General features: G+C 70.7%; 21 protein-coding genes. 18 read left to right on the top strand and 3 right to left on the bottom strand.

What is annotated here, in order from left to right; genetic code table 11:
• Window positions 1-285 precede the first annotated feature (285 nt).
• From ABZ135_RS19165 to ABZ135_RS19140, 6 genes are all read left to right on the top strand, one after another.
• Complete coding sequence (locus ABZ135_RS19165) at window positions 286-666, top strand: hypothetical protein (protein WP_356697211.1); 381 nt, start codon at window positions 286-288, stop codon at window positions 664-666.
• A 69-nt stretch (window positions 667-735) separates the two neighbouring features.
• Window positions 736-1,176 carry a helix-turn-helix domain-containing protein gene (locus tag ABZ135_RS19160; protein ID WP_356697413.1) on the top strand — a complete coding sequence of 147 codons (441 nt, stop codon included), beginning with the start codon at window positions 736-738 and terminating at the stop codon, window positions 1,174-1,176.
• The gene (locus ABZ135_RS19155) at window positions 1,169-3,256 is read left to right on the top strand and encodes a cation-translocating P-type ATPase (protein WP_356697209.1); all 2,088 of its coding nucleotides are present in this window, start codon (window positions 1,169-1,171) and stop codon (window positions 3,254-3,256) included. The genes ABZ135_RS19160 and ABZ135_RS19155 overlap by 8 nt, the downstream gene beginning before the upstream one ends.
• 63 nt (window positions 3,257-3,319) lie before the next feature.
• Window positions 3,320-3,736, top strand: a complete 417-nt coding sequence (locus ABZ135_RS19150) for a hypothetical protein (RefSeq protein ID WP_356697207.1) — start codon at window positions 3,320-3,322, stop codon at window positions 3,734-3,736.
• Between the two features lie 133 nt (window positions 3,737-3,869).
• Window positions 3,870-4,952 carry a sulfite exporter TauE/SafE family protein gene (locus ABZ135_RS19145; RefSeq protein WP_356697205.1) on the top strand — a complete coding sequence of 361 codons (1,083 nt, stop codon included), beginning with the start codon at window positions 3,870-3,872 and terminating at the stop codon, window positions 4,950-4,952.
• Window positions 4,953-4,963: 11 nt separating this feature from the next.
• Window positions 4,964-5,236: a cation transporter gene (locus ABZ135_RS19140; protein ID WP_356697203.1), complete on the top strand. Its 273-nt coding sequence runs from the start codon at window positions 4,964-4,966 to the stop codon at window positions 5,234-5,236.
• Between the two features lie 549 nt (window positions 5,237-5,785).
• Here ABZ135_RS19140 and ABZ135_RS19135 read toward each other — a convergent pair.
• Complete coding sequence (locus tag ABZ135_RS19135; RefSeq protein ID WP_356697201.1) at window positions 5,786-7,852, bottom strand: PhoX family phosphatase; 2,067 nt, start codon at window positions 7,850-7,852, stop codon at window positions 5,786-5,788.
• A 320-nt stretch (window positions 7,853-8,172) separates the two neighbouring features.
• Here ABZ135_RS19135 and ABZ135_RS19130 point away from each other — a divergent pair, with 320 nt between their 5' ends.
• The 5 genes from ABZ135_RS19130 to ABZ135_RS19110 all read left to right on the top strand — a co-directional run bounded on the left by ABZ135_RS19130 (window position 8,173) and on the right by ABZ135_RS19110 (window position 12,732).
• Complete coding sequence (locus ABZ135_RS19130) at window positions 8,173-9,150, top strand: PstS family phosphate ABC transporter substrate-binding protein (RefSeq protein ID WP_356697199.1); 978 nt, start codon at window positions 8,173-8,175, stop codon at window positions 9,148-9,150.
• Window positions 9,147-10,094, top strand: a complete 948-nt coding sequence (gene pstC / locus ABZ135_RS19125) for a phosphate ABC transporter permease subunit PstC (protein WP_356697197.1) — start codon at window positions 9,147-9,149, stop codon at window positions 10,092-10,094. Before ABZ135_RS19130 ends, pstC begins: the two co-directional genes overlap by 4 nt.
• Entirely contained in the window at window positions 10,091-10,996 is a 906-nt protein-coding gene (pstA, locus tag ABZ135_RS19120; RefSeq protein WP_356697195.1) for a phosphate ABC transporter permease PstA, read from the top strand. Before pstC ends, pstA begins: the two co-directional genes overlap by 4 nt.
• A 62-nt stretch (window positions 10,997-11,058) precedes the next feature.
• A complete protein-coding gene (pstB, locus tag ABZ135_RS19115) occupies window positions 11,059-11,907 on the top strand; it encodes a phosphate ABC transporter ATP-binding protein PstB (protein WP_356697193.1) in 849 nt (282 codons plus the stop codon).
• A gap of 54 nt (window positions 11,908-11,961) precedes the next feature.
• Window positions 11,962-12,732, top strand: coding sequence for a response regulator transcription factor (locus tag ABZ135_RS19110; RefSeq protein WP_356697191.1), 771 nt, complete (start codon window positions 11,962-11,964; stop codon window positions 12,730-12,732).
• A 110-nt stretch (window positions 12,733-12,842) separates the two neighbouring features.
• On the opposite strand, the gene merB is transcribed toward ABZ135_RS19110, so the two are convergent.
• Window positions 12,843-13,826, bottom strand: coding sequence for an organomercurial lyase (gene merB / locus ABZ135_RS19105; protein ID WP_356697189.1), 984 nt, complete (start codon window positions 13,824-13,826; stop codon window positions 12,843-12,845).
• Window positions 13,827-13,906: 80 nt separating this feature from the next.
• Between merB and ABZ135_RS19100 the strand changes: the two genes are divergently transcribed.
• The 6 genes from ABZ135_RS19100 to ABZ135_RS19075 all read left to right on the top strand — a co-directional run bounded on the left by ABZ135_RS19100 (window position 13,907) and on the right by ABZ135_RS19075 (window position 17,199).
• Window positions 13,907-14,344, top strand: coding sequence for a heavy metal-responsive transcriptional regulator (locus ABZ135_RS19100; RefSeq protein ID WP_356697187.1), 438 nt, complete (start codon window positions 13,907-13,909; stop codon window positions 14,342-14,344).
• Between the two features lie 93 nt (window positions 14,345-14,437).
• Window positions 14,438-14,773, top strand: a complete 336-nt coding sequence (locus ABZ135_RS19095) for a hypothetical protein (protein WP_356697185.1) — start codon at window positions 14,438-14,440, stop codon at window positions 14,771-14,773.
• Window positions 14,770-15,213 carry a MerR family transcriptional regulator gene (locus ABZ135_RS19090; RefSeq protein WP_356697183.1) on the top strand — a complete coding sequence of 148 codons (444 nt, stop codon included), beginning with the start codon at window positions 14,770-14,772 and terminating at the stop codon, window positions 15,211-15,213. Before ABZ135_RS19095 ends, ABZ135_RS19090 begins: the two co-directional genes overlap by 4 nt.
• Window positions 15,197-15,517, top strand: a complete 321-nt coding sequence (locus ABZ135_RS19085; RefSeq protein ID WP_356697181.1) for a hypothetical protein — start codon at window positions 15,197-15,199, stop codon at window positions 15,515-15,517. The genes ABZ135_RS19090 and ABZ135_RS19085 overlap by 17 nt, the downstream gene beginning before the upstream one ends.
• 98 nt (window positions 15,518-15,615) lie before the next feature.
• The gene (locus tag ABZ135_RS19080; RefSeq protein ID WP_356697179.1) at window positions 15,616-16,137 is read left to right on the top strand and encodes a DUF6069 family protein; all 522 of its coding nucleotides are present in this window, start codon (window positions 15,616-15,618) and stop codon (window positions 16,135-16,137) included.
• 48 nt (window positions 16,138-16,185) lie between these two features.
• Complete coding sequence (locus tag ABZ135_RS19075) at window positions 16,186-17,199, top strand: bile acid:sodium symporter (RefSeq protein WP_356697177.1); 1,014 nt, start codon at window positions 16,186-16,188, stop codon at window positions 17,197-17,199.
• 161 nt (window positions 17,200-17,360) lie between these two features.
• Here ABZ135_RS19075 and ABZ135_RS19070 read toward each other — a convergent pair whose 3' ends face one another.
• Window positions 17,361-18,032, bottom strand: coding sequence for a three-helix bundle dimerization domain-containing protein (locus tag ABZ135_RS19070; protein ID WP_356697175.1), 672 nt, complete (start codon window positions 18,030-18,032; stop codon window positions 17,361-17,363).
• Window positions 18,033-18,195: 163 nt separating this feature from the next.
• Here ABZ135_RS19070 and ABZ135_RS19065 point away from each other — a divergent pair, with 163 nt between their 5' ends.
• Window positions 18,196-18,567, top strand: a complete 372-nt coding sequence (locus ABZ135_RS19065; RefSeq protein ID WP_356697173.1) for a metalloregulator ArsR/SmtB family transcription factor — start codon at window positions 18,196-18,198, stop codon at window positions 18,565-18,567.
• Window positions 18,568-18,695: the final 128 nt, after the last annotated feature.

Genomic DNA, 18,695 nt, shown 5'->3' with positions numbered 1-18,695 from the left:
GGCGCGGCGGGACTCGTGTGCCTAGGCACCCTGGCTGGAGCGTGGCTGGTGCGACGCTCCCGGTCACGTCGCGGCCTGTGGCCGGCAGTCGCCGCGACCACCATGCTCACGCTTGCCCTCACCGACATCGTCCCGGAAGTCCGGGATGACTCCCGCGAGGCCGGAGTGCCCCTGTGGTGGTGTGCGGGGGCGGGGTGTGCCGGCTTCCTGGTTGTCACCCGTGTCACGCGTCGCTGCTGCGGTCGCGCCGGGGTAGCCCCCGGCGCGACCGGTGGAGCCGCTGGGGTGATCGCCGTGCACCGCGTGGTCGAAGGCGCCTCGCTCGGGCTGGCGCCCTCACTACCGCTCGCCATCGGGCTCGTGCTGCACGCGGTCGGCGAGGGTCTGGCCCTGGCCGTGCTCCTCGGCGCGGAGACCGGCAGGTTGAGGCTGTGGCTCCCGGTGGCGGCCCTGAGCCCGGCGGCCGGGCTGCTGCTGACGGCCGTCCGCCCCGTGCCGGACTCCGTGGTGCCCGTGGTGCTCGCGGTGGTTGCCGGGGCTCTCCTCCGTATGGCCTGGGTGGGAGTGAAGCTCGCCATCGCCGAGCGCCGGAGCGTTCCATGGGCGCGGGACGACGTGGGGGGCGGTCCGGTGGATAGCTCAGCGGACCAGTCGGTGACAGCATGATTCAGCGCGTGCTTTATTCACGCTTCACTTGATTCAGTGTTGGCTGTACTGTCCGTTTCCATGGAGACGATGAACCCGCCCGCCCTCGCGGTCGCCGTGAACGCCGAAGCGCTGGCCAGAGTCGGCACGGCCCTCGCCGACGAGAACCGCCGCAGGCTGTTGCTGGCCCTGCTGAAGGCCCCGGCTTATCCCTCGGACCTGGCCGAAGCGCTGGGCATGACCCGGGGCAACGTCTCGAACCACTTGTCCTGTCTGCGCGGGTGCGGACTGGTGCGGACCGTCGCGGTCGGGCGCCGGGTCCGCTATGAGCTGGCCGATCCCCGACTCGCCCACGCGCTGTCCGAGCTTGCCTCGCTCGTCCTCCTCGTCGACCCGGCCGTCGAGACCGCGGAACCCTGCGCCCCGGACGACTACGCCGACGGCACCGCCGCCGACGCCTGCGACGCGGCCGGCGACTGCGGCGCCGCTGACCTCGTCACCGTCGACGCTGCGGAGGTGTCCCGTGGCTGACGCCTGCTGCGGCACCGACACCCCTGGGTCCGCACCCCATGCCACGGAACAGGCCCCGCCTCCCTCGGCCGTCTGGCAGGTACGCGAACTCCAGGCCGCCGCCCTCTCCGGCGTACTGCTCGGCATATCCCTGCTGCTCCCCGGGACCTGGGCCACCGTCGGCGAACTCGCCGCCCTGGCGGTCGGCGCCGCCACCTTCGTGCCCGGCACGCTGCGGGGCCTGGCGAAGGGCCGGCTCGGCGTCGGTCTGCTGATGACCATCGCCGCCGCCGGTGCCGTCGCCCTCGGCGAGCACGGCGAGGCCGCCACCCTCGCGTTCCTCTTCTCCATAGCCGAGGGGCTGGAGGGCTACGCGGTCGCCCGCACCCGGCACGGGCTGCGCGCCCTGCTCGACCTCGTTCCGGCCACCGCGACCGTACGGCGCGGTGGACTGGAGCAGGAGATGGCCCCCGCCGAGCTCCGAGTCGGCGACACGCTCCTGGTCAAGCCGGGCGAACGCATCGCCACCGATGGCACCGTCGCCTCCGGCCGCAGCGCCCTGGACACCTCCGTCGTGACCGGCGAGTCTGTCCCCGTCGAAGTCGGCCCCGGCACCGAGGTGTTCGCCGGTTGCGTCAACGGCGCGGGCGCCCTGGAGATCACCGTCACCGCCACCGCCGAGGACAACTCCCTCGCCCGCCTGGTCCACACCGTCCACGAGGCCCAGGAACGCAAGGGCGCGGGCCAGCGCCTCGCCGAACGGTTCGCCAAGCCCCTCGTCCCCGGCGTGCTCGTCCTCGCCGCCGCCGTCGCGGCACTTGGCAGCCTCTTCGGCGACCCGGGCGTTTGGATCGAGCGCTCCCTGGTCGTCCTCGTCGCCGCCGCCCCGTGCGCCTTCGCGCTGTCCGTGCCGGTCGCCGTGGTCGCCGCGATCGGGGCCGCCTCCAAGGCGGGCGTCCTGCTCAAGGGCGGCGCCGCTGTCGAAGCTCTGGGCAAGGTCCGGGTCGTCGCCCTCGACAAGACCGGCACATTGACCCGTAACGAGCCCGCCGTCATCGAGATCGTCCCGACCGACGGTCACACGCGCGCGGACGTCCTGGCGGTCGCCGCCGGACTGGAGGCGCGCAGCGAGCACCCGCTCGCAGCCGCCGTCCTGGCCGCAGCCGACACCACGGTCCCCGCCGACGACGTGGAAGCCGTCCCGGGCAACGGACTCACCGGCACCGTGGCGGGGCGGCCCGCCCGGCTCGGCAAGCCCGGCTTCGTCGAACCGGGACCCCTCAACGATGACGTCCTGCGTCTCCAGGACGCCGGGGCAACCGTCGTCCTGGTCGAACACGACGGTCGGCTCCTCGGCGCCGTCGCCGTCCGCGACGAGATACGTCCCGAGGCCGCCGATGCCGTCCGTGCCCTCCACCGTCAGGGCGTCCGGGTGGTCATGCTGACCGGTGACAACGCCCGCACTGCCGCCGCCATCGGCGCCGCCGCGGGCATCGAGGACATCCGCGCCGAACTCCTCCCCGAGGACAAGGCCCGCATCGTCACTGAACTCCGTGCAGTCCACGGGCCGGTCGCGATGGTCGGTGACGGCATCAACGACGCCCCCGCCCTGGCCACCGCCGACTCCGGCATCGCCATGGGAGCCATGGGCAGCGACGTCGCCATCGAGGCCGCCGACACCGCGCTCATGGGCGAGGACCTGCGTCGCCTCCCCGACGCCCTCGCCCACACCCGGGCCGCCCGCCGCATCCTCACCCAAAACCTGCTCCTGTCCGGCGCCATACTCGTCGCCCTGGTGCCCCTCGCGGCAACCGGTGTGCTGGGCCTGGCGGTCGTCGTCGCCAGCCACGAACTGGCCGAGGTCCTCGTCATCGGCAACGGCATCCGCGCCGGCCGCAAGCGCCTCCTGCCCGCGCACCCGCCCCTGCGTACCTCCAGGGCCGCCCCGGCCACCGCACCGCTCCCGACCCCCGCGACGGCCGTACCCGTACCAGTGGCGGGCCCGGTTCTCCTGTCCCTGAGCCCGGCGGTCCCGGCCACGGCCCCCGGTCAGCAGTCAGGAGGCTGCTGCGGCGATTCCTGCGGATGCGACGGCGGCTGACAGGACACCTCCGCCGCTCAGGGGCGGGCGGAAGCGCTGGAGCGATGGCCTAGCATGGCGCGCATGCCGAGCCACCCGCCCCTGCCGCTCCGGACCTGGTCCGGCGTGCTGCTGGTGTGCGCGCTGTTTGCCTGCCTGACGGGGCTCGCCCGTCCGGCGATGGCCATGGGCATGTCGATGCCCATGGCCGCGCCGATGACCGAGCACATGACCCCGGCGGCCTGGCACTCCGCGTCCGCGAGCCCGGCGAACAAGGCCACGGCTGCCGTCCCGCCCAAGGCGCCCGACTGCCCGGTGGTCGACGACCAGTGTGTCGCGCCCAAGGGCATCCCGGCCCAGGACGGCCCTTCACCCGCCGCTCCCGGGGCCTCATCGTCCGGTGCGAGCAGCTCTGTACCCATGGGTGACTCGTGGCCCCATGCCCCACCCGACGTAGCGGCACCCCCTGATCTGCACCGGTTGTGCGTGTCGCGGACGTGACGGCACACCGCCCGCGAGGCCGAGCCTTCGATGCCGCCTCACGGGCTTCTGCGTACATCACGTCCGCTTCGGCGTGCCCGTAAACCCGCTGTGCGGGGGGCCGTCGTCGTCGCAGAACAGGAGCCGCGACGCCATGTCGTCGTCCATCGCCTTGCTCGTGACCGGTGCTGGTACCGGTCTGCTCGCCGGGGGTGCCTCGTGCGCCGCCGTCCAGGGAGGTCTGCTGGCCGGGGCCGTCACCCGCCGCCGTACCTCCGCCCCCGACCGAGGGACCGGGGAAACCCCACTCGCCCCCGTCGGGGCCTTCCTCGCCGGAAAACTGCTCTCCCACGCCGTCCTCGGCGCCCTGCTCGGCACCTTCGGCAAGGCCCTCCAGCCCAGCCCCCGCACCCAGGCGGTCCTGCTGCTTGCCGCTGGCGTGTTGATGGTGCTCTTCGCCCTCGACCTGTTCGGGGTGAAGGCCGTCGGACGACTCGTGCCCCGACCGCCGGCGTCCTTCGGCCGGCTCCTGCGTCGCAGTGGCAGGACCGAATCAGCTCTGACACCCGCCCTCATCGGGCTCGCCACCGTCCTCGTGCCCTGCGGGGTCACCCTCTCCATGGAGCTCCTCGCCATCACCTCCGGCTCTGCCGTCGCCGGAGCAGCGGTGATGGCCGGGTTCGTCATCGGCACGGCCCCGCTCTTCGCCGTACTCGGCTACCTCTTCCGGCGCAGCAGCCAGGCGATGTCCGGGCGGCTCGCCGGACTCACGGCCGTCGTGGTGCTCGCCGTCGCCGTGTGGACCATGGGCTCCGCGCTCCAGGCCGGCGGGTGGGTTTCGTTCAGCGCCCCGGACAAGAAGGAGACCGTCACTGCGAGCGGCCCGTTCATCGTCGAGGGCGGCGACGGCAGCGGCAGCGGCAAGGGCGGCACTACCGGCGCGGATCCGGCGCCCGTTCGCATCGATGCGAACGGGAAGCAGATCGTCACCCTGACCGTCACAGACTTCTACACGCCCACGTCCTTCACGGCGAAGACAGGCGTGCCCACCACGCTGGTGCTGCACGGCAAGGACTCCGGCGGCTGCGCCCGGGCCTTCACGATCCCCGAACTCGGTGTCCAGGAGATCGTCAAGCGGGACGGAGACATCGAGATCGACCTCGGCACGCGCAAGGCCGGCACCCTGCGCTTCTCGTGCGCCATGGGCATGCAGACCGGCTCCATCGACTTCGCGTAAGGAACAGTGGAATGAAGCTCTTCAACCGTAAGAAGAACACCACTCAGGCCGCGGCCGAGGCCGGTTCGGCTGTCACGCTTCTCATCGAGGGCATGCACTGCACGAGTTGCGGTCTGCTCATCGACGACGAGCTGGAGGATGTCGACGGGGTCCGCGCGGCCACGACGGACGCACGGACCGGGCGCAGTGTCGTCCGCCTGGACGAGGGCGCTGACGTCGACAGTGTCGTGCTCATCGCCGCTGTCGAAGCGGCCGGTGACTACACGGCACGCGTTGCGGTGTGACGCACTGACGGGGGTGCGCGGGCAGCGGCCGGTCCGCGGCCCGCGCGCCGTTCCTCACCGAGCGACGACGAGGCGGGAGCCCTGCGGGCCACGCTGAGGCGCCGGCACGAGCCAAGGATGCAGCAATGGCGGAATACGCATCCGAACAGGTCATCAGCTCAATTCCAACTGGACGGGAATACCGCCCGGCGACCTCGTTATGCGCAGCCGGTGTGATTTCCACCGATCAGCAAGGCGTAGCTGACCGGCACGGCCGACAGGGTCGTGCAGGAGGCGCGTGGCGCCCCGTGGGCGAGACGGCGCGCGGATGCCTGCCGGTGTCGCCTTGACGTTGTGCGATGGACCCGGCGCTGCGGGCGGCGGTCGTCCGCCTGGACACCCGTCGTCATTGCTGGCGCTGGTGCTACGGCCCAGCTGACACGGATGCCAGGCCGCGAGCGGCGCGCTGGACGACGGGCCCGAGCTTCCGGGACAGCGGCATCTGCAGCCCGATGTCGCCGGCACCGTCACCGCTGACGACGCTGCCGAACGGACCCGTCAAAGAACGGCCTAAAAGCGCTTCTCCCTCCACACGGTCACGACCGACGGCCGCGGCAGGCTGCCCGGTCCGTCCGGCCAGACGGATCCCGGGTTCTCGGCCGTGGCGCCGTCGGTCTCGCCCGGGTGCTGGGCCGCGATGAGGATGCGGTCCTCGGTGATGATCGGGCCGCAGGTCTCGGCGGCCTTCGGGACGGTGAGGAACTGCTTGACGTGGCCGCGCTCGGGGCCCTTGAGGGGGACGGCGAAGAGGCCGTCGTTGGAGCCCAGGGCGTTGCCGTCAGTGGCGAGCCACAGGTTGCCGTGCTCGTCGAAGGCGATGTTGTCGGGGCAGGAGATGGGGCTGACCTGGCTCTTGTCGTAGCCCGCGAAGTAGGTGGAGGGGTCGGACGGGTCGCCGCAGATCAGGACGAGGCGCCAGCCGAAGGAGAGGGCGGCGTCGTCGTGGTGCTCCTCCAGTTCGAGGATGTGGCCGTGCTTGTTGCCCTTGCGGGGGTTGGCCTCGTCGGGGCCGGCCTTGCCGGTGGCGCCGCGGTCCTTGTTGTTGGTGAGGGCAACGTAGACGCGGCCGGTGATCGGGTGGGGCTCGACGTCCTCGGGGCGGTCCATCTTCGTCGCGCCCACCTTGTCTCCGGCGAGGCGGGTGAAGACGTACACCTCCTCGGCAGTCATGCCCGGCACGTGGGAGACGTCACCGGAGGCGAGCGGGATCCACTCGCCGGTGCCGCCGAAGTCGCCGTCGGAGGGGAGTGCGCCGCTGCCGTCGATCTCGGCGGCCGGGCTGTCGCCGGTGAACTTGGCGACGTACAGGGTGCCCTCGTCGAGCAGGCGCATGTTGTGCGCGCGGGCGGAGGGGCTGTTGCCCTTCCGGTAGGCGTGCTTGGAGACGTACTTGTAGAGGTAGTCGAAGCGCTCGTCGTCGCCCATGTAGAGGGCGACGTGGCCGTTGCGGGTCAGGCGGGGCTCGGCGGCCTCGTGCTTGAAGCGGCCGAGCGCGGTGCGCTTGCGGGGGACGGAGTCGGGGTCGTACGGGTCGATCTCGACGATCCAGCCGTGCCGGTTGGGCTCGTTGGGCTCCTTGGCGATGTCGAAGCGGTCGTCGAACCGCTCCCACTTGCGGGCGCTGGCGCCGGTCGGGAGGCCGTAGCGGGCGAGACGCTGCTTGGCGAGAGGGTCGGTGACAGCGGCGGCGTTGGCGAAGTACTGGTTGAAGTTCTCCTCGCCGGACAGGACGGTGCCCCAAGGGGTGATGCCACCGCCACAGTTGTTCAGGGTGCCGAGCACGGTGCGGCCAGTGGGGTCGGCGGCGGTCTTGAGGAGTTCACTGCCGGCGGCGGGGCCGGTGAAGCGGAAGGGGGTGGTGGCGGTGATCCGGCGGTTGAGGGTGTCGCTGACCGGCCAGAGGCGTCCGGAGTGCCGGTCGGCGCGTACGACGAGGACGGTCAGGCCGTGGGCGGCCCAGGCGGTCTCGACCTGCTCGCGGGTCGGGTTGGCCGGGTCGTAGCCGTAGAACATGATCTCTTCGTTGGTGTACTCGTGGTTGACCACGAGCAGCTGGTGGCCCCGTCCGCGCGGTGCGTCCAGGAGAGCCATGTAGTCGCAGTTGTAGCCGAACTGGAGGGCCTGGGCCCGAGCGCTTTGGTTGCGGGCGTCGAAGCGCGGGGCGCGGGGAAGTACCGGGTCGCCCCAGCGGATCACGACCTGCTGGGCGTAGCCCTCCGGGACGATCACGGCGTCGGCGGTGTTCGGGGCGACCGCCTCGAAGTCGAGACCGCGCGGCGGACGACCGTGCCCACTGTGCAGGGCGGAGCCGGCAGCGGCCGGAGCCGCAGTGAGACTGGTAGCGCCGGTGGCCATGGCCAGGACGGTCGCGCCCTTGAGTACACCGCGGCGGGACATCGCCCGGGCGACGATGTCGCCGAAGTAGGTGTTCAGCGAGCGGTTCGGGGCTTCGTGGGAGCAGGCGTTGCCGCACCGGTACTGGCAGGTCAGCGCCGACCGTGCGGTGTTGTGGCTGGGCAGCAGGGGCAGTTCGACATGCTGGCCAGTGCGGTCGCCGGACAGGGGCTGATCGGGCACGGTTCCTCCACGCTCAGGGGTTGGGTGGGCCGGCCGCCGGGCATATAGGCGGTCATCGATGGATGACGCTAAGGCTCGCCCTTCCGCTACGCGGCGACCGGACGGTGAACACCGTTCGAACTCTGCCCCGAGGGTGGACTGCATCGCTCGTAAAACATCATGATCCGTCTATATAGATGGGCGGCTATCGTTCATCCGAGAGGGTCCTCCCGTACATCGGAAGTTCACATAGGCAGCCTTCGATCTAAGTGTCCGAACGGGGCGCGCCGCGCACCGGATCCAGACGCCGGGGCACCCGGCAGACACGAGGGTCGAGAGTCGTGAACATTTCCACTTCGTTGCGCCGGGCCAAGGCTCCCCTGGCCCTGACGGCCGCCGTCATGCTCACCGCGGCCGCGTGCGGCGGTGCCGACGCGGGTTCGGGCGGTGGCGAGGACGGCGGAAAGCTCTCCGGCAAGGTGGCGATCGACGGTTCGAGCACGGTCGCCCCGCTGAGCAGCGCGGCCTCGGAGCTCTACGCCGAGAAGCAGCCCGGCGTGCAGGTCACGGTCGCCACCTCCGGCACCGGCGGCGGCTTCAAGAAGTTCTGCGTCGGCGAGACCGACATCTCCGACGCCTCCCGTCCGATCAAGGACGAGGAGATCAAGACCTGCGGCGAGAACAACATCAAGTACAAGCAGTTCGCCATCGCCAACGACGGTCTGAGCGTCGTGGTGAGCAAGGAGAACACCTGGGCGAACTGCCTCACCGTCGCCCAGTTGAAGAAGATCTGGGAGCCCGGCTCCAAGGTGAACAACTGGAACCAGGTCGACCCGAAGTTCCCGAACGAGCCGCTGAAGCTCTTCGGTGCGGGCACCGACTCGGGCACCTTCGACTACTTCACCGACGCCATCAACGGTGAGGAAGGCGCCTCCCGCACCGACTACAGCGGCAGCGAGGACGACAACGTCACCGTGACCGGCGTGTCCGGAACCAAGGGCGGCCTGGGCTACTTCGGCTTCTCCTACTACGAGGAGAACGCGGACAAGCTGAAGCTCGTCGATATCGACGGCGGCGGCGGCTGCGTCAAGCCGAGCGTCTCGACCGTCCAGGACGGCTCGTACACGCCGCTCGGCCGACAGCTGTTCATCTACCCCTCGGACGCCGGCCTGAAGAAGCCCCAGGTCCTCGACTTCGTCGAGTTCTACGTCGAGAACAACAAGAAGATCGCCGAGGACGCCAAGTTCATCCCGCTCAACGACAAGCAGGAGAAGGAACTTCAGGCCGCCCTGGAAGAGCTGAAGAAGGCCACCAAGTGACAGGCTCCACCACCCAGTCCGCCGCGGGGACCGAAACCCGGTCCCTGCGGCGGGCTCGCCCGCGTTACGGCGAGGCGGCCATCAAGGCGGTGCTGCTCGCCGCAGCCCTGGTCTCGGTCGCCACCACGGCGGGGATCGTCATCTCCCTGATCCCGCCCGCCGCCGAGTTCTTCCAGCAGGTCGACATCGGCGAGTTCCTCACCGGGACCCAGTGGACACCGCTCTTCTCCGACAAGCACTTCGGTGTGCTGCCGCTGGTCGCCGCGACCCTGGTGATCACGGGCATCGCCGTCCTCGTCGCGATCCCCGTCGGCCTCGGCGCGGCGATCTACCTCAGCGAGTACGCCAAGCCGCGCGTCCGCAAGTTCCTCAAGCCCAGCCTTGAGGTCCTGGCCGGCATCCCGACCGTGGTCTACGGCTTCTTCGCGCTGGCGTTCATCACCCCGCTGCTCCAGGACACCCTGCCCGAGGGCTGGGCGCCCGAGGTCCGCAACGGCCTCGCGGCCGGCCTGGTCATGGGCGTCATGATCGTCCCGACGATCGCCTCGCTCACCGAGGACGCCCTGTCCGCTGTGCCGCACGCCCTGCGCGACGGCGCGTTCGCCCTCGGCTCCGGCAAGCGCACCGTGTCGGTCCGCGTGGTCGTCCCCGCCGCACTGTCCGGCATCGTCGCCGCCTGCGTCCTGGGCATCTCCCGGGCCATCGGCGAGACGATGATCGTCCTCATCGCCGCCGGTTCGAAGCCCGACTTCACGATCAATCCGCTGGTGGAGATGGAGACGATGACCGCGTTCATCGCCCGTGCCGCCTCCGGCGACGTGCCGGTCGGCTCGATCTCGTACAACACCATCTTCGCGGTGGGCGCGCTGCTGTTCCTGGCGACCTTCGTGATGAACATGATCAGCATCCGTCTGGTGCGCAAGTACCGGGAGGTCTACGAATGAGCGCCCCCGTCAAGGACGCGCCCGCGCCCGTCTCCGAGCGCAGACTGCTGGCCGGACCCCGCTTCCGTCCCGGCGAGAGCCTGTTCCGCTGGCTGCTGCTCGCCTGCCTGGCGATCGGCATCCTCTTCCTGGTCTCGCTCCTGGCCTACCTGGTCATCGAGGCGTGGCCGCGGCTGGACTCCCGGCTGTGGAACAACTTCCCCTCCATCCGCCGCCCCGAGAACGCCGGCGCCCAGTCCGCCATCATGGGCACGATCTGGGTCATCAGCTTCACGGCCCTGTTCTGCCTGCCCACCGGCATCATGGCGGCGATCTACCTGGAGGAGTACGCCGACCAGAACCGCTGGTACAACCGCCTGATCGAGCTGAACATCCAGAACCTGGCCGCCGTCCCCTCGATCATTTACGGCATCCTCGGACTCGGCCTCCTTGCCCGGCAGTTCGCCCTGGGAACCACCGTGCTCACCGCGGCACTGACGCTCTCCCTCCTGGTCCTGCCCGTCGTGATCATCGCCTCCCGCGAGGCGATCCGCGCCGTCCCGCAGTCCATCCGGCAGGCGTCCCTCGCCCTGGGCGCCACCCAGTGGCAGACCATCTCGCGCCAGGTCCTTCCGGCCGCCGTACCCGGCATGGCCACCGGCGCGATCCTCGCCCTGTCCCGCGCGATCGGCGAGGCCGCCCCGGTGATCATGCTCGGCGCGGTCACCTTCGTGATGTTCAACCCCGAGGGCCTGCAGAGCTCCTACACCGTCCTGCCGGTCCAGATCTACAACTGGATCAGCCAGTCCCGCACGGAGTTCCACCACCTGGCCGCCGCCGCGATCATCCTGCTGCTCGGCATCCTGCTGCTGATGAACGCCGTCGCGATCTGGCTCCGCAACCGCTACGCACGCCGCTGGTGACCACCATGACCCCCGCCACGAACAGCCCCGTCACCGCTCCCACCCCTCCGCAGGAGACCGTCATGACCACTTCCTCCGAGCCCGCCGGCGGCCTGAAGTCGCCGAAGGTCAGCTACCGCGACGCCCCCGCCCTGGTCAGCCCGGTCTTCGAGGTCGGCAGCCTGTCGGTCTTCTACGGCGACCACGAGGCCGTACGCGACGTCAACATGAGCATCGGCCAGCGCCAGATCACCGCGATGATCGGTCCGTCCGGCTGCGGCAAGTCCACCGTCCTGCGCTGCTTCAACCGCATGAACGACCTCGTCCCCGGCGCGCGGGTCGCGGGCAAGGTCCGCTACCACGACGAGGACCTGTACGGGAAGGACGTCGACCCGATCGAGGTCCGCCGCCGGATCGGCATGGTCTTCCAGAAGCCCAACCCGTTCCCGAAGTCGATCTTCGACAACATCGCGTACGGGCCCCGGGTGGCCGGCTTCAAGGGCAACCTCGACGACCTCGTCGAGGAGACCCTCACGCGCGCGGCCCTGTGGGACGAGGTCAAGGACAAGCTGAAGACCTCCGCCCTCGCCCTGTCCGGTGGACAGCAGCAGCGGCTGTGCATCGCCCGCACGATCGCGGTCAAGCCCGAGGTGATCCTGATGGACGAGCCCTGCTCGGCCCTCGACCCGATCGCCACGGCCAAGATCGAGGACCTCATGGAGCACCTTGCCCAGGAGTACACGATCGTCATCGTCACCCACAACATGCAGCAGGCCGCCCGTGTCTCGCACCGCACGGCCTTCTTCACAGCCGACGTCGACGACAAGGGCGTCCGCCACGGCCGGCTCGTCGAGTACGACGAGACCGCCCGGATCTTCAGCACCCCCGCCGACCAGCGCACCGAGGACTACATCTCCGGCCGCTTCGGCTGAGCCCCCTCCAGACCGCCGCCCTTTGCGCGCCGCCACCGTGAAGGAGAACCACGGGTGACCCCCGACGCACCAAGGCCACCGAAGATCACCGCACAGCGCGGTACGGATGGCAAGGACGACACCGCAAGGCCGGGCCTTCTCCTGGCCGAGCCCGACCTCAAGCTCGCGGCACGCGCGACGGCCCGCTTCGAGGGCGCCGGCATCTCCGTGACCGTCTGCCACGACGGCGCGGAGGCACTGCTCCAGGCAGGCGCCCACCATCCGGCCGCCGTCCTGCTCGCCACGCCGCTCCCCGTGGTCGGCGCGGCTCGGGTCACGGAGCTGATCGCCCGTCTCCATCCGGTTCCGGTCATCGTCGGGGCCGGCCCGGAGGGAGTGGAGGAAGCCACCGCCGCGCTCGCCGCGGGCGCCGTGGCCATCGTCGCCCGCCCGTACCGCATCGAGGAGATCCTGCCGTTCCTCACCGGCGGCAGGCCCCCGGGCGACGGTTCCGCCGAACCCTTGGTGGTTGGTGACATCGAGCTTGACCCGATCGGCTTCCACGTCCATGTACGCGGCCGTGCCGTCCAGTTGCCGGTCCGTGAATTCCAGCTGCTGCGCTACCTGATGCAGCACCACAACCGGGTCATCAGCCGCGCCGAACTGACCCGGGCGCTGTGGGGCACGGACGCACCGGACAGCAACACCCTCACCGTCCACATCCGCCGCGTACGAATGAAGCTGCGCGAGGAGGCCGGGAGCTGCTGCACCATCGACGCGATCCGCGGCCTGGGGTATCGGCTGGAGTGCAGCACCGCCAGAACGCCGGCGTCTTCGGGCGCGTAGCCGGACGGCCAAGCCGGAGAACACCCGGCGTTCCTTCCAACCGTCACCGGATGCCATCGAGGAGTTGACCAGCCTTTGGCTCCCAGGGACAGGCAGCGGCGAGCATCCGGTCAGTCGGCGCGCAGCAGGGGGCCGAAGGTGTCACGTCCGACCTGTTCGGCTCGTGCCTGGCTGACGATGCCGCCCTTCACGTGGGGGTGAGCTTCCGCCCAGGTGCGGGCGGAAGCTTCGCTCGTGAAGAAGTTCAAGGCGTCGCAGCACACTTGGGCAGCTGGCCCCGAGGCCTGGCGGCGACCGACGAACACCACCGCGCTCGTCGGCTCCCACAGAGTCGTTTCGCCCGTCACGGTGACGGTGACCGGCTCCGCGGTGACGGGGTCCGAGGAGGTGATCACCGTGTTCTGGTCGAGCATGGCTGCGATGCCGAGGGCGTCGATCGCACACATCGACCACACCTGCACCCCGTTCTCCAGGCGTACGCGGTGCCGGGTCTCCTGGCTGGAGAAGGGGTAGGCGGCCCGGATCCGTCCCTTCTCGTCGAGCGTCAGGAAATCCTCGCGGTCCAGGTCGGCGAGCACCTCGGTGGCCGAGCGCCCGGTGGTCGCGGCGACCGGTTGCAGTGCGGCGGGCTCGGGGGCGGCGCCGGTGGCGGCGAAGTGCCGGAGCACTGCCTGATGCACGGCCCGCAGTCCGTTCTCCGTCGGGGCCAGGCGTCCGCGGCCACCACGTCCGACCGGATCCAGGACATCCGCATCGCAGCACTCCTCGGCCTCGACGGCGCCGGGCAGGTCCCCGGCCCGGCCGGCGAGCGCCTGACACAGGGCTTTCACGCTGGGCGCGCCGTCCACGCGGCCGTCAGCGTCCCGGTAGAGGCGGCACGAGACGCTCGGCGCTGCCCCGGCGGCGGCGAAGGGGTCGATGCCGTCGAGGAGCACGGTGGGCGAGCCGGTCATACCCCAGCGCGCGGCTCCCGCTTCGTCCTGTATCTCGACCAGCTCCACCCGCGCCTCGCGGCCCGCCAAAGCCGCGGCAATCCGCTGCTGGACCGCTGGGGCGTTGGGGCAATCGGGGACCGTCAGTACGGTGATGCGCATGCTGTCCTCCCAGCTCAAAGCCTGTACGTCCGACGCTAGACCTTCCACCGCACTGGAAGGTCAAGGCGTAGCCTTGAGGCATGCGTATCGGGGACCTCGCCACCGCCAGCGGACTGACGGCCAAGACCATCCGCTTCTACGAGCAGGCCGGACTGCTGCCGAAGCCGACGCGTACGAGCGGCGGATACCGCGACTACACGGGTGACGCCATCACCCGGCTCGCGTTCATCCGCGACGCCCAGGTCGCCGGTCTCACCCTCGCCGAGATCCGCTCCGTCCTGGTCCTACGCGACACCGGCCAAGCCCCCTGCGCTCGCGTCACCGAGCTGATCGACCAGCACCTCGACGAGATCAACCGGCGCCTCGCGGAGCTCCGGGCAACCCGTACGGCACTGCGTGCTCTCGCCCAGCGGGCTGCCGCGACCGACCCGGACACCTGCGACGAGGGCGATATCTGCACCATCCTCGCCATGCCGCTGCGAGCCACTGCCGCAGCATCCGAGTCCAGAGCCGACTGAGCCGGGAACCGGACTTGCATCCGGTACTCAGGTACAGGTTTACCGTCGGAGACGAGCCCCGGATGCGGGGATGTGATGACGGGAGTGAGCACGATGACCGATCTGGGATGGGTGCCGCAGTCCTGCACGCTGCCCACCGAGGAACGGCCCTTGCGGGTCGCCGAGTGGGATGCCCTGTTCGTCGAACGGCTGACCGCCCTCTCCCGGCCCGAGCCCCTGCGCCTGCGCCTCGCCCTGGCCGCCGGAGTGGGCGTCGAGGACCGGATCCGTGACCTGGTGGAGCGCGAGGGCGGCTGCTGCTCGTTCTTCACCTTCACGATCACTCCCGGTGGAGAGCTGGTTCACCTGGACATCACCGTGGACCAGGCGCACGAGGCGGTCCTGGAGTCCCTCGTCGCGCGGACGGGCATCGCCGGGGAGTCGTGGTGAGCGCGGGCCTGCGCAGCGGACAGGTCGCCGAGGCGGCCGGCGTGAACGTCCAGACGCTGCGCTACTACGAGCGGCGCGGCCTGCTGGCCGAGCCCAAGCGCACCAACGGCGGTCACCGCCTCTACGGCGAGGAGGCGGTGACCGCGCTGCGGGTGATCAAGGCCGCCCAACGGCTCGGGTTCACGCTGGAGGAGGTCGCCGAGCTGCTGGAGGCCGGCGGCCACCGACACGGCCGCCCCGTCGCGGGCCTCCAGGAGCGTGCAGCCGCCAAGCTCGCCGAGGTCGACGCGAAGATCGCCGATCTCACCACCATCCGCACTGCCCTGGCCACGGCCGTCGAAGCGGGCTGCGACGACCTGACCGTCTGCGCCTCCAGCGCCTGCTGCCCCATCCCCTTCACCGACCTCGCCGAGGAGAACCGCCATGCCGGACCTTGCTGACTCGCGTCCCCGCCGGGCGCCGAAGGCCCTGGGCGGCCTGGCCGCGCTGGCCTGCGTGGCATGCTGCGCGCTGCCCGTCCTGATCGCGGCGGGCGTCGTCGGCGCGGGCGCCGGGGCGGTGGTGGGCTGGCTGCCCGCCCTCGCCGTCGCCCTGGCCGTGCTCGCCGCCGGAACCTGGTGGTACGGCCGGCGCCGAGGCTCCTGCTCCTGCGCGCCCAAGGCCGGTGAGCAGGGTGGGTGCGGCTGCGGGACGCCCACTGACCCGCTGAAGATCAGTGACTCTGACGCGAGGCAGACCCGATAGACGAGCGCAGCAGCTCGTGCCCACCCTCTTCGGCGGCACCAGAGGATCGGGCGCCCTGGCGTCCGTGCCCACACCGTCTTTTCAGATCGGATCTCTCAATGCCTGCAGCTACACATGGTGGGGGCGGCTTCCTCCGCGGGGTCGCGGCCGGGCGTCCGGCGGCGGTCATTGCGGGGACGGTTGCCGCAGCCCTCGGGGTCAACCTCGCACTGTGGCTGATCGGTCTGGGCTTCGGCGGGTCGTTCCAGTACACCGAGGCCGATGGGTCGCTGCACACCACCACGGCACCGCAGGGCGTCATCACCATGACGGTGCTTCCCATGAGCGGCGGCCTGGCTCTGGCCGCGCTGCTGGCGGCGGCCGGGAAACGGCGTGCCATCCTGCGGTCGGCCCAGGTCGTGGGGGCGGGTGCCGCTTTGGCCACGACGGCGCAGACGTTCACCGCCAGCTTCGATATGCCCAGCACGATCGCACTCTCCGGCATGCACATCATCATCGCCGCACTCGTACTCCTCGCCCTGGAAGCACTGGCCCGCCGCAAGGACAGGCCCGGTCCGCCGGTAGAGGCACCGCAGGGGCAGGGGCCCTGCCCAGCGAGCCGACGTAGCCAGGCAGGATGAAGGACGCAAGTTCCCGCCCGCCGGGCGGACGGCGTAGAGGAGTAGTGCGTGTCGCAGGAGTCGCGGGGGCTTGTCGCGGGGATGGAGCGGCACCAGGTCGCCGTCTATGTAGGGGCGATGGCGGCAGGCGCCCTGGTGGGATGGGTGGCTCCCGATGCGGGTCCGGGTCTGGAGCACGCGATCAATCCCGTTCTCGCGGCCCTGCTGTACGTCACCTTCCTTCAGGTGCCCGCCGCGGACCTGGTCCGCTCCCTGCGCGCGAGCCGGTTCCTGGCCGCCGCGCTGATGGTGAACTTCGTGGTCGTGCCGCTGGTTGTGGCGGCGATGTTCGTGTTCCTGCCCGCCGACCAGGCGGTACGCCTGGGTGTGTTGCTGGTGTTGCTCGCGCCGTGCGTCGACTACGTGATCGTCTTCAGCGGGCTCGCCGGGGGCAGCAGCCAGCGTCTGCTAGCGGCCACTCCACTGCTGCTGCTCGCGCAGATGGTGCTGCTGCCGCTGTTCCTCTACCTGTTCATGGGTTCGGAGCTGGCCGACATCGTCGAAACCGGCCCGTTCATCGAGGCGTTCGTCGTACTGATCGTCATCCCGCTGGCCCTGGCGTGGCTCACCCAGGCGTGGGCTGCACGCCGGCCGGCCGGGCAGAAGGCTGCCGACGCGGCCGGGACGACGATGGTGCCGCTGATGGCCGCGACCCTGCTGACGGTGGTCGCCTCCCAGGTGCCCAAGCTCGACGACAGCCTCGTCGACGTCGCCCGCGTCGTGCCCTTCTACGTGATCTTCCTGATCGTGATGACGTTCGCCGGACTTGCCGTCGCTCGCCTCTTCCGCCTGGACGCGCCCGACGGCCGGGCGATCGTGTTCACCGGCGCGACCCGCAACTCCCTGGTCGTCCTCCCGCTCGCGCTGGCCCTGCCTGACCACCTCGCCGTCGCCGCGGTGGTCGTAGTCACCCAGACCCTGGTCGAGGTCGTCGGCATGGTCGTCTACGTCCGCGCGGTACCGCGCCTGCTGCCCGTCCCCGACCAGCGAGGACAGGCAAACCGCACGCCCGCCGACCGCTGACCTCCTCCTCACCCGCCCCTACGGATCACACGGGAGCCGCAGACTCCGGCCCCGGGCAGCGTCGGTGGCGGCGCGTGAGCCAGGTAGTGCCGCCGCCGACGGTTCAGGAGAACACCCTCAGCGCCCAGGGACCGGCGCCGAGCGCCACGCACCCGGCGAATTCACGCCCGGGGAGCCGTGGCCTCCGCCAGTTCGCGCGCGAGGTTGTCAACGCGGGCCGCAAGCGCGTCCCGCACTGCGCGCGCACTCTCGATGTCCAGACCGCCGAGTTCGGGCAGGTCCCAGTCCAGATAGCGGCGGCCGGGCAGCACGGAGCAGGCGTCGCCGCAGCCGAGCGTCACGACGACGTCCGCGGCCGTCACGGCCTCCGAGGTCAGGGGCTTGGGAAACTCCTCGCCCGGATCCAGCCCCTGCTCTGCGAGCAACCGCCGTACGACTGGAGCGATCTCCGCAGCCGGTGCGGATCCCGCCGTCATGACGAGAACCGAGTCCCCGGCACGCTCACGCATCAGGGCGGCGGCGAGCTGGGACCGGCCGGAGTTCTCCGTGCAGACGAACAGCACTTCGGGCACGGGCTTGGGGCACAGCCCGAGGCCCCGCGCCAGGGCGCTGAGCCTCTGGTCCGCGAAACGCTCGACAAGGGCCGGCAGGTGACGGCGCAGACGGGCACCGCCGGCGAGCAGGTCGGCGCACTCGGCTACGTACCGCTGAACCGTCTCACGGGAGAAGGACTGGCGGTGTCGCCCGACGAGCCGACGTGTGATGCGTTCCAGGACGCCACTCGGGTCGCCCAGGGGCGGCGTAGACCGCCCGAGGCCGGCAGATTCGTCCACCGCACACCTCCGCTCCGCGGCCAGGCACGCCGCAACACCCCACATGATAGATGCTCATCTATGTTCTGGACAGGCGCGCGGCGAAAGTGAACGCTCGGTGAACAGGCGGTAGGGCCACCTTCCGGGACCGGATTCCATGCCGTCCCGACCGTATGGTGAATAGATGGCTATCACTGCAATAGACGCGTCCCCGGACGTGCGCGCCCCGGAGACGGAGGCGTGCACCCCCCACCTGGCTTGCCTCCTGATCGACCGGGAGGAGGCGCAGCGGCTGGCGGCCACGCTCAAGGCCATCGCCGACCCCACCCGGCTGCAGATACTGCGACTGATCGAGCGCTCGCCGGAGGGCGAGGCGTGCGTGTGCGACCTGACGGAGTGCCTGGGGCTGCGCCAGCCGACGGTCAGCCACCATCTGAAGATCATGACCGAGGCCGGGCTGCTGAAGCGTGAGCGCCGTGGCACCTGGGCCTGGTTCTCCGTGGACCACGAGGGCCTGCGCCGCGTCCGGGACATCCTGGACCCCGCGACCGCCTGACCCGTAGCTCGCCACTCGGAACACCGAACCGGCCTCCGGTCTGCCGTACGGCAGACCCGAGGGGGGGTGGGTGTTGCGCGGCAGCCGGGCACACAGAGAGAAGGGAAGAGGGGGGGGGAGGGGAAGGG

The organism is Streptomyces sp. NPDC006339 (genome assembly GCF_040612775.1).
In the GTDB taxonomy this organism is placed as follows: domain Bacteria; phylum Actinomycetota; class Actinomycetes; order Streptomycetales; family Streptomycetaceae; genus Streptomyces.
Note: the sequence above shows the minus strand (reverse complement) of the source record. Positions and strands in the feature narration are given on the sequence as shown.

Excerpts from the sequence above, each read along its gene's own strand:
- ABZ135_RS19160 (WP_356697413.1), top strand. The coding sequence starts at position 736 with ATGAACCCGCCCGCCCTCGCGGTCGCCGTGAACGCCGAAGCGCTGGCC.
- ABZ135_RS19150 (WP_356697207.1), top strand. The coding sequence starts at position 3,320 with ATGCCGAGCCACCCGCCCCTGCCGCTCCGGACCTGGTCCGGCGTGCTG.
- ABZ135_RS19145 (WP_356697205.1), top strand. The coding sequence starts at position 3,870 with ATGTCGTCGTCCATCGCCTTGCTCGTGACCGGTGCTGGTACCGGTCTG.
- ABZ135_RS19140 (WP_356697203.1), top strand. The coding sequence starts at position 4,964 with ATGAAGCTCTTCAACCGTAAGAAGAACACCACTCAGGCCGCGGCCGAG.
- pstA (WP_356697195.1), top strand. The coding sequence starts at position 10,091 with ATGAGCGCCCCCGTCAAGGACGCGCCCGCGCCCGTCTCCGAGCGCAGA.
- pstB (WP_356697193.1), top strand. The coding sequence starts at position 11,059 with ATGACCACTTCCTCCGAGCCCGCCGGCGGCCTGAAGTCGCCGAAGGTC.
- merB (WP_356697189.1), bottom strand. The coding sequence starts at position 13,826 with ATGCGCATCACCGTACTGACGGTCCCCGATTGCCCCAACGCCCCAGCG.
- ABZ135_RS19100 (WP_356697187.1), top strand. The coding sequence starts at position 13,907 with ATGCGTATCGGGGACCTCGCCACCGCCAGCGGACTGACGGCCAAGACC.
- ABZ135_RS19095 (WP_356697185.1), top strand. The coding sequence starts at position 14,438 with ATGACCGATCTGGGATGGGTGCCGCAGTCCTGCACGCTGCCCACCGAG.
- ABZ135_RS19085 (WP_356697181.1), top strand. The coding sequence starts at position 15,197 with ATGCCGGACCTTGCTGACTCGCGTCCCCGCCGGGCGCCGAAGGCCCTG.
- ABZ135_RS19080 (WP_356697179.1), top strand. The coding sequence starts at position 15,616 with ATGCCTGCAGCTACACATGGTGGGGGCGGCTTCCTCCGCGGGGTCGCG.
- ABZ135_RS19065 (WP_356697173.1), top strand. The coding sequence starts at position 18,196 with ATGGCTATCACTGCAATAGACGCGTCCCCGGACGTGCGCGCCCCGGAG.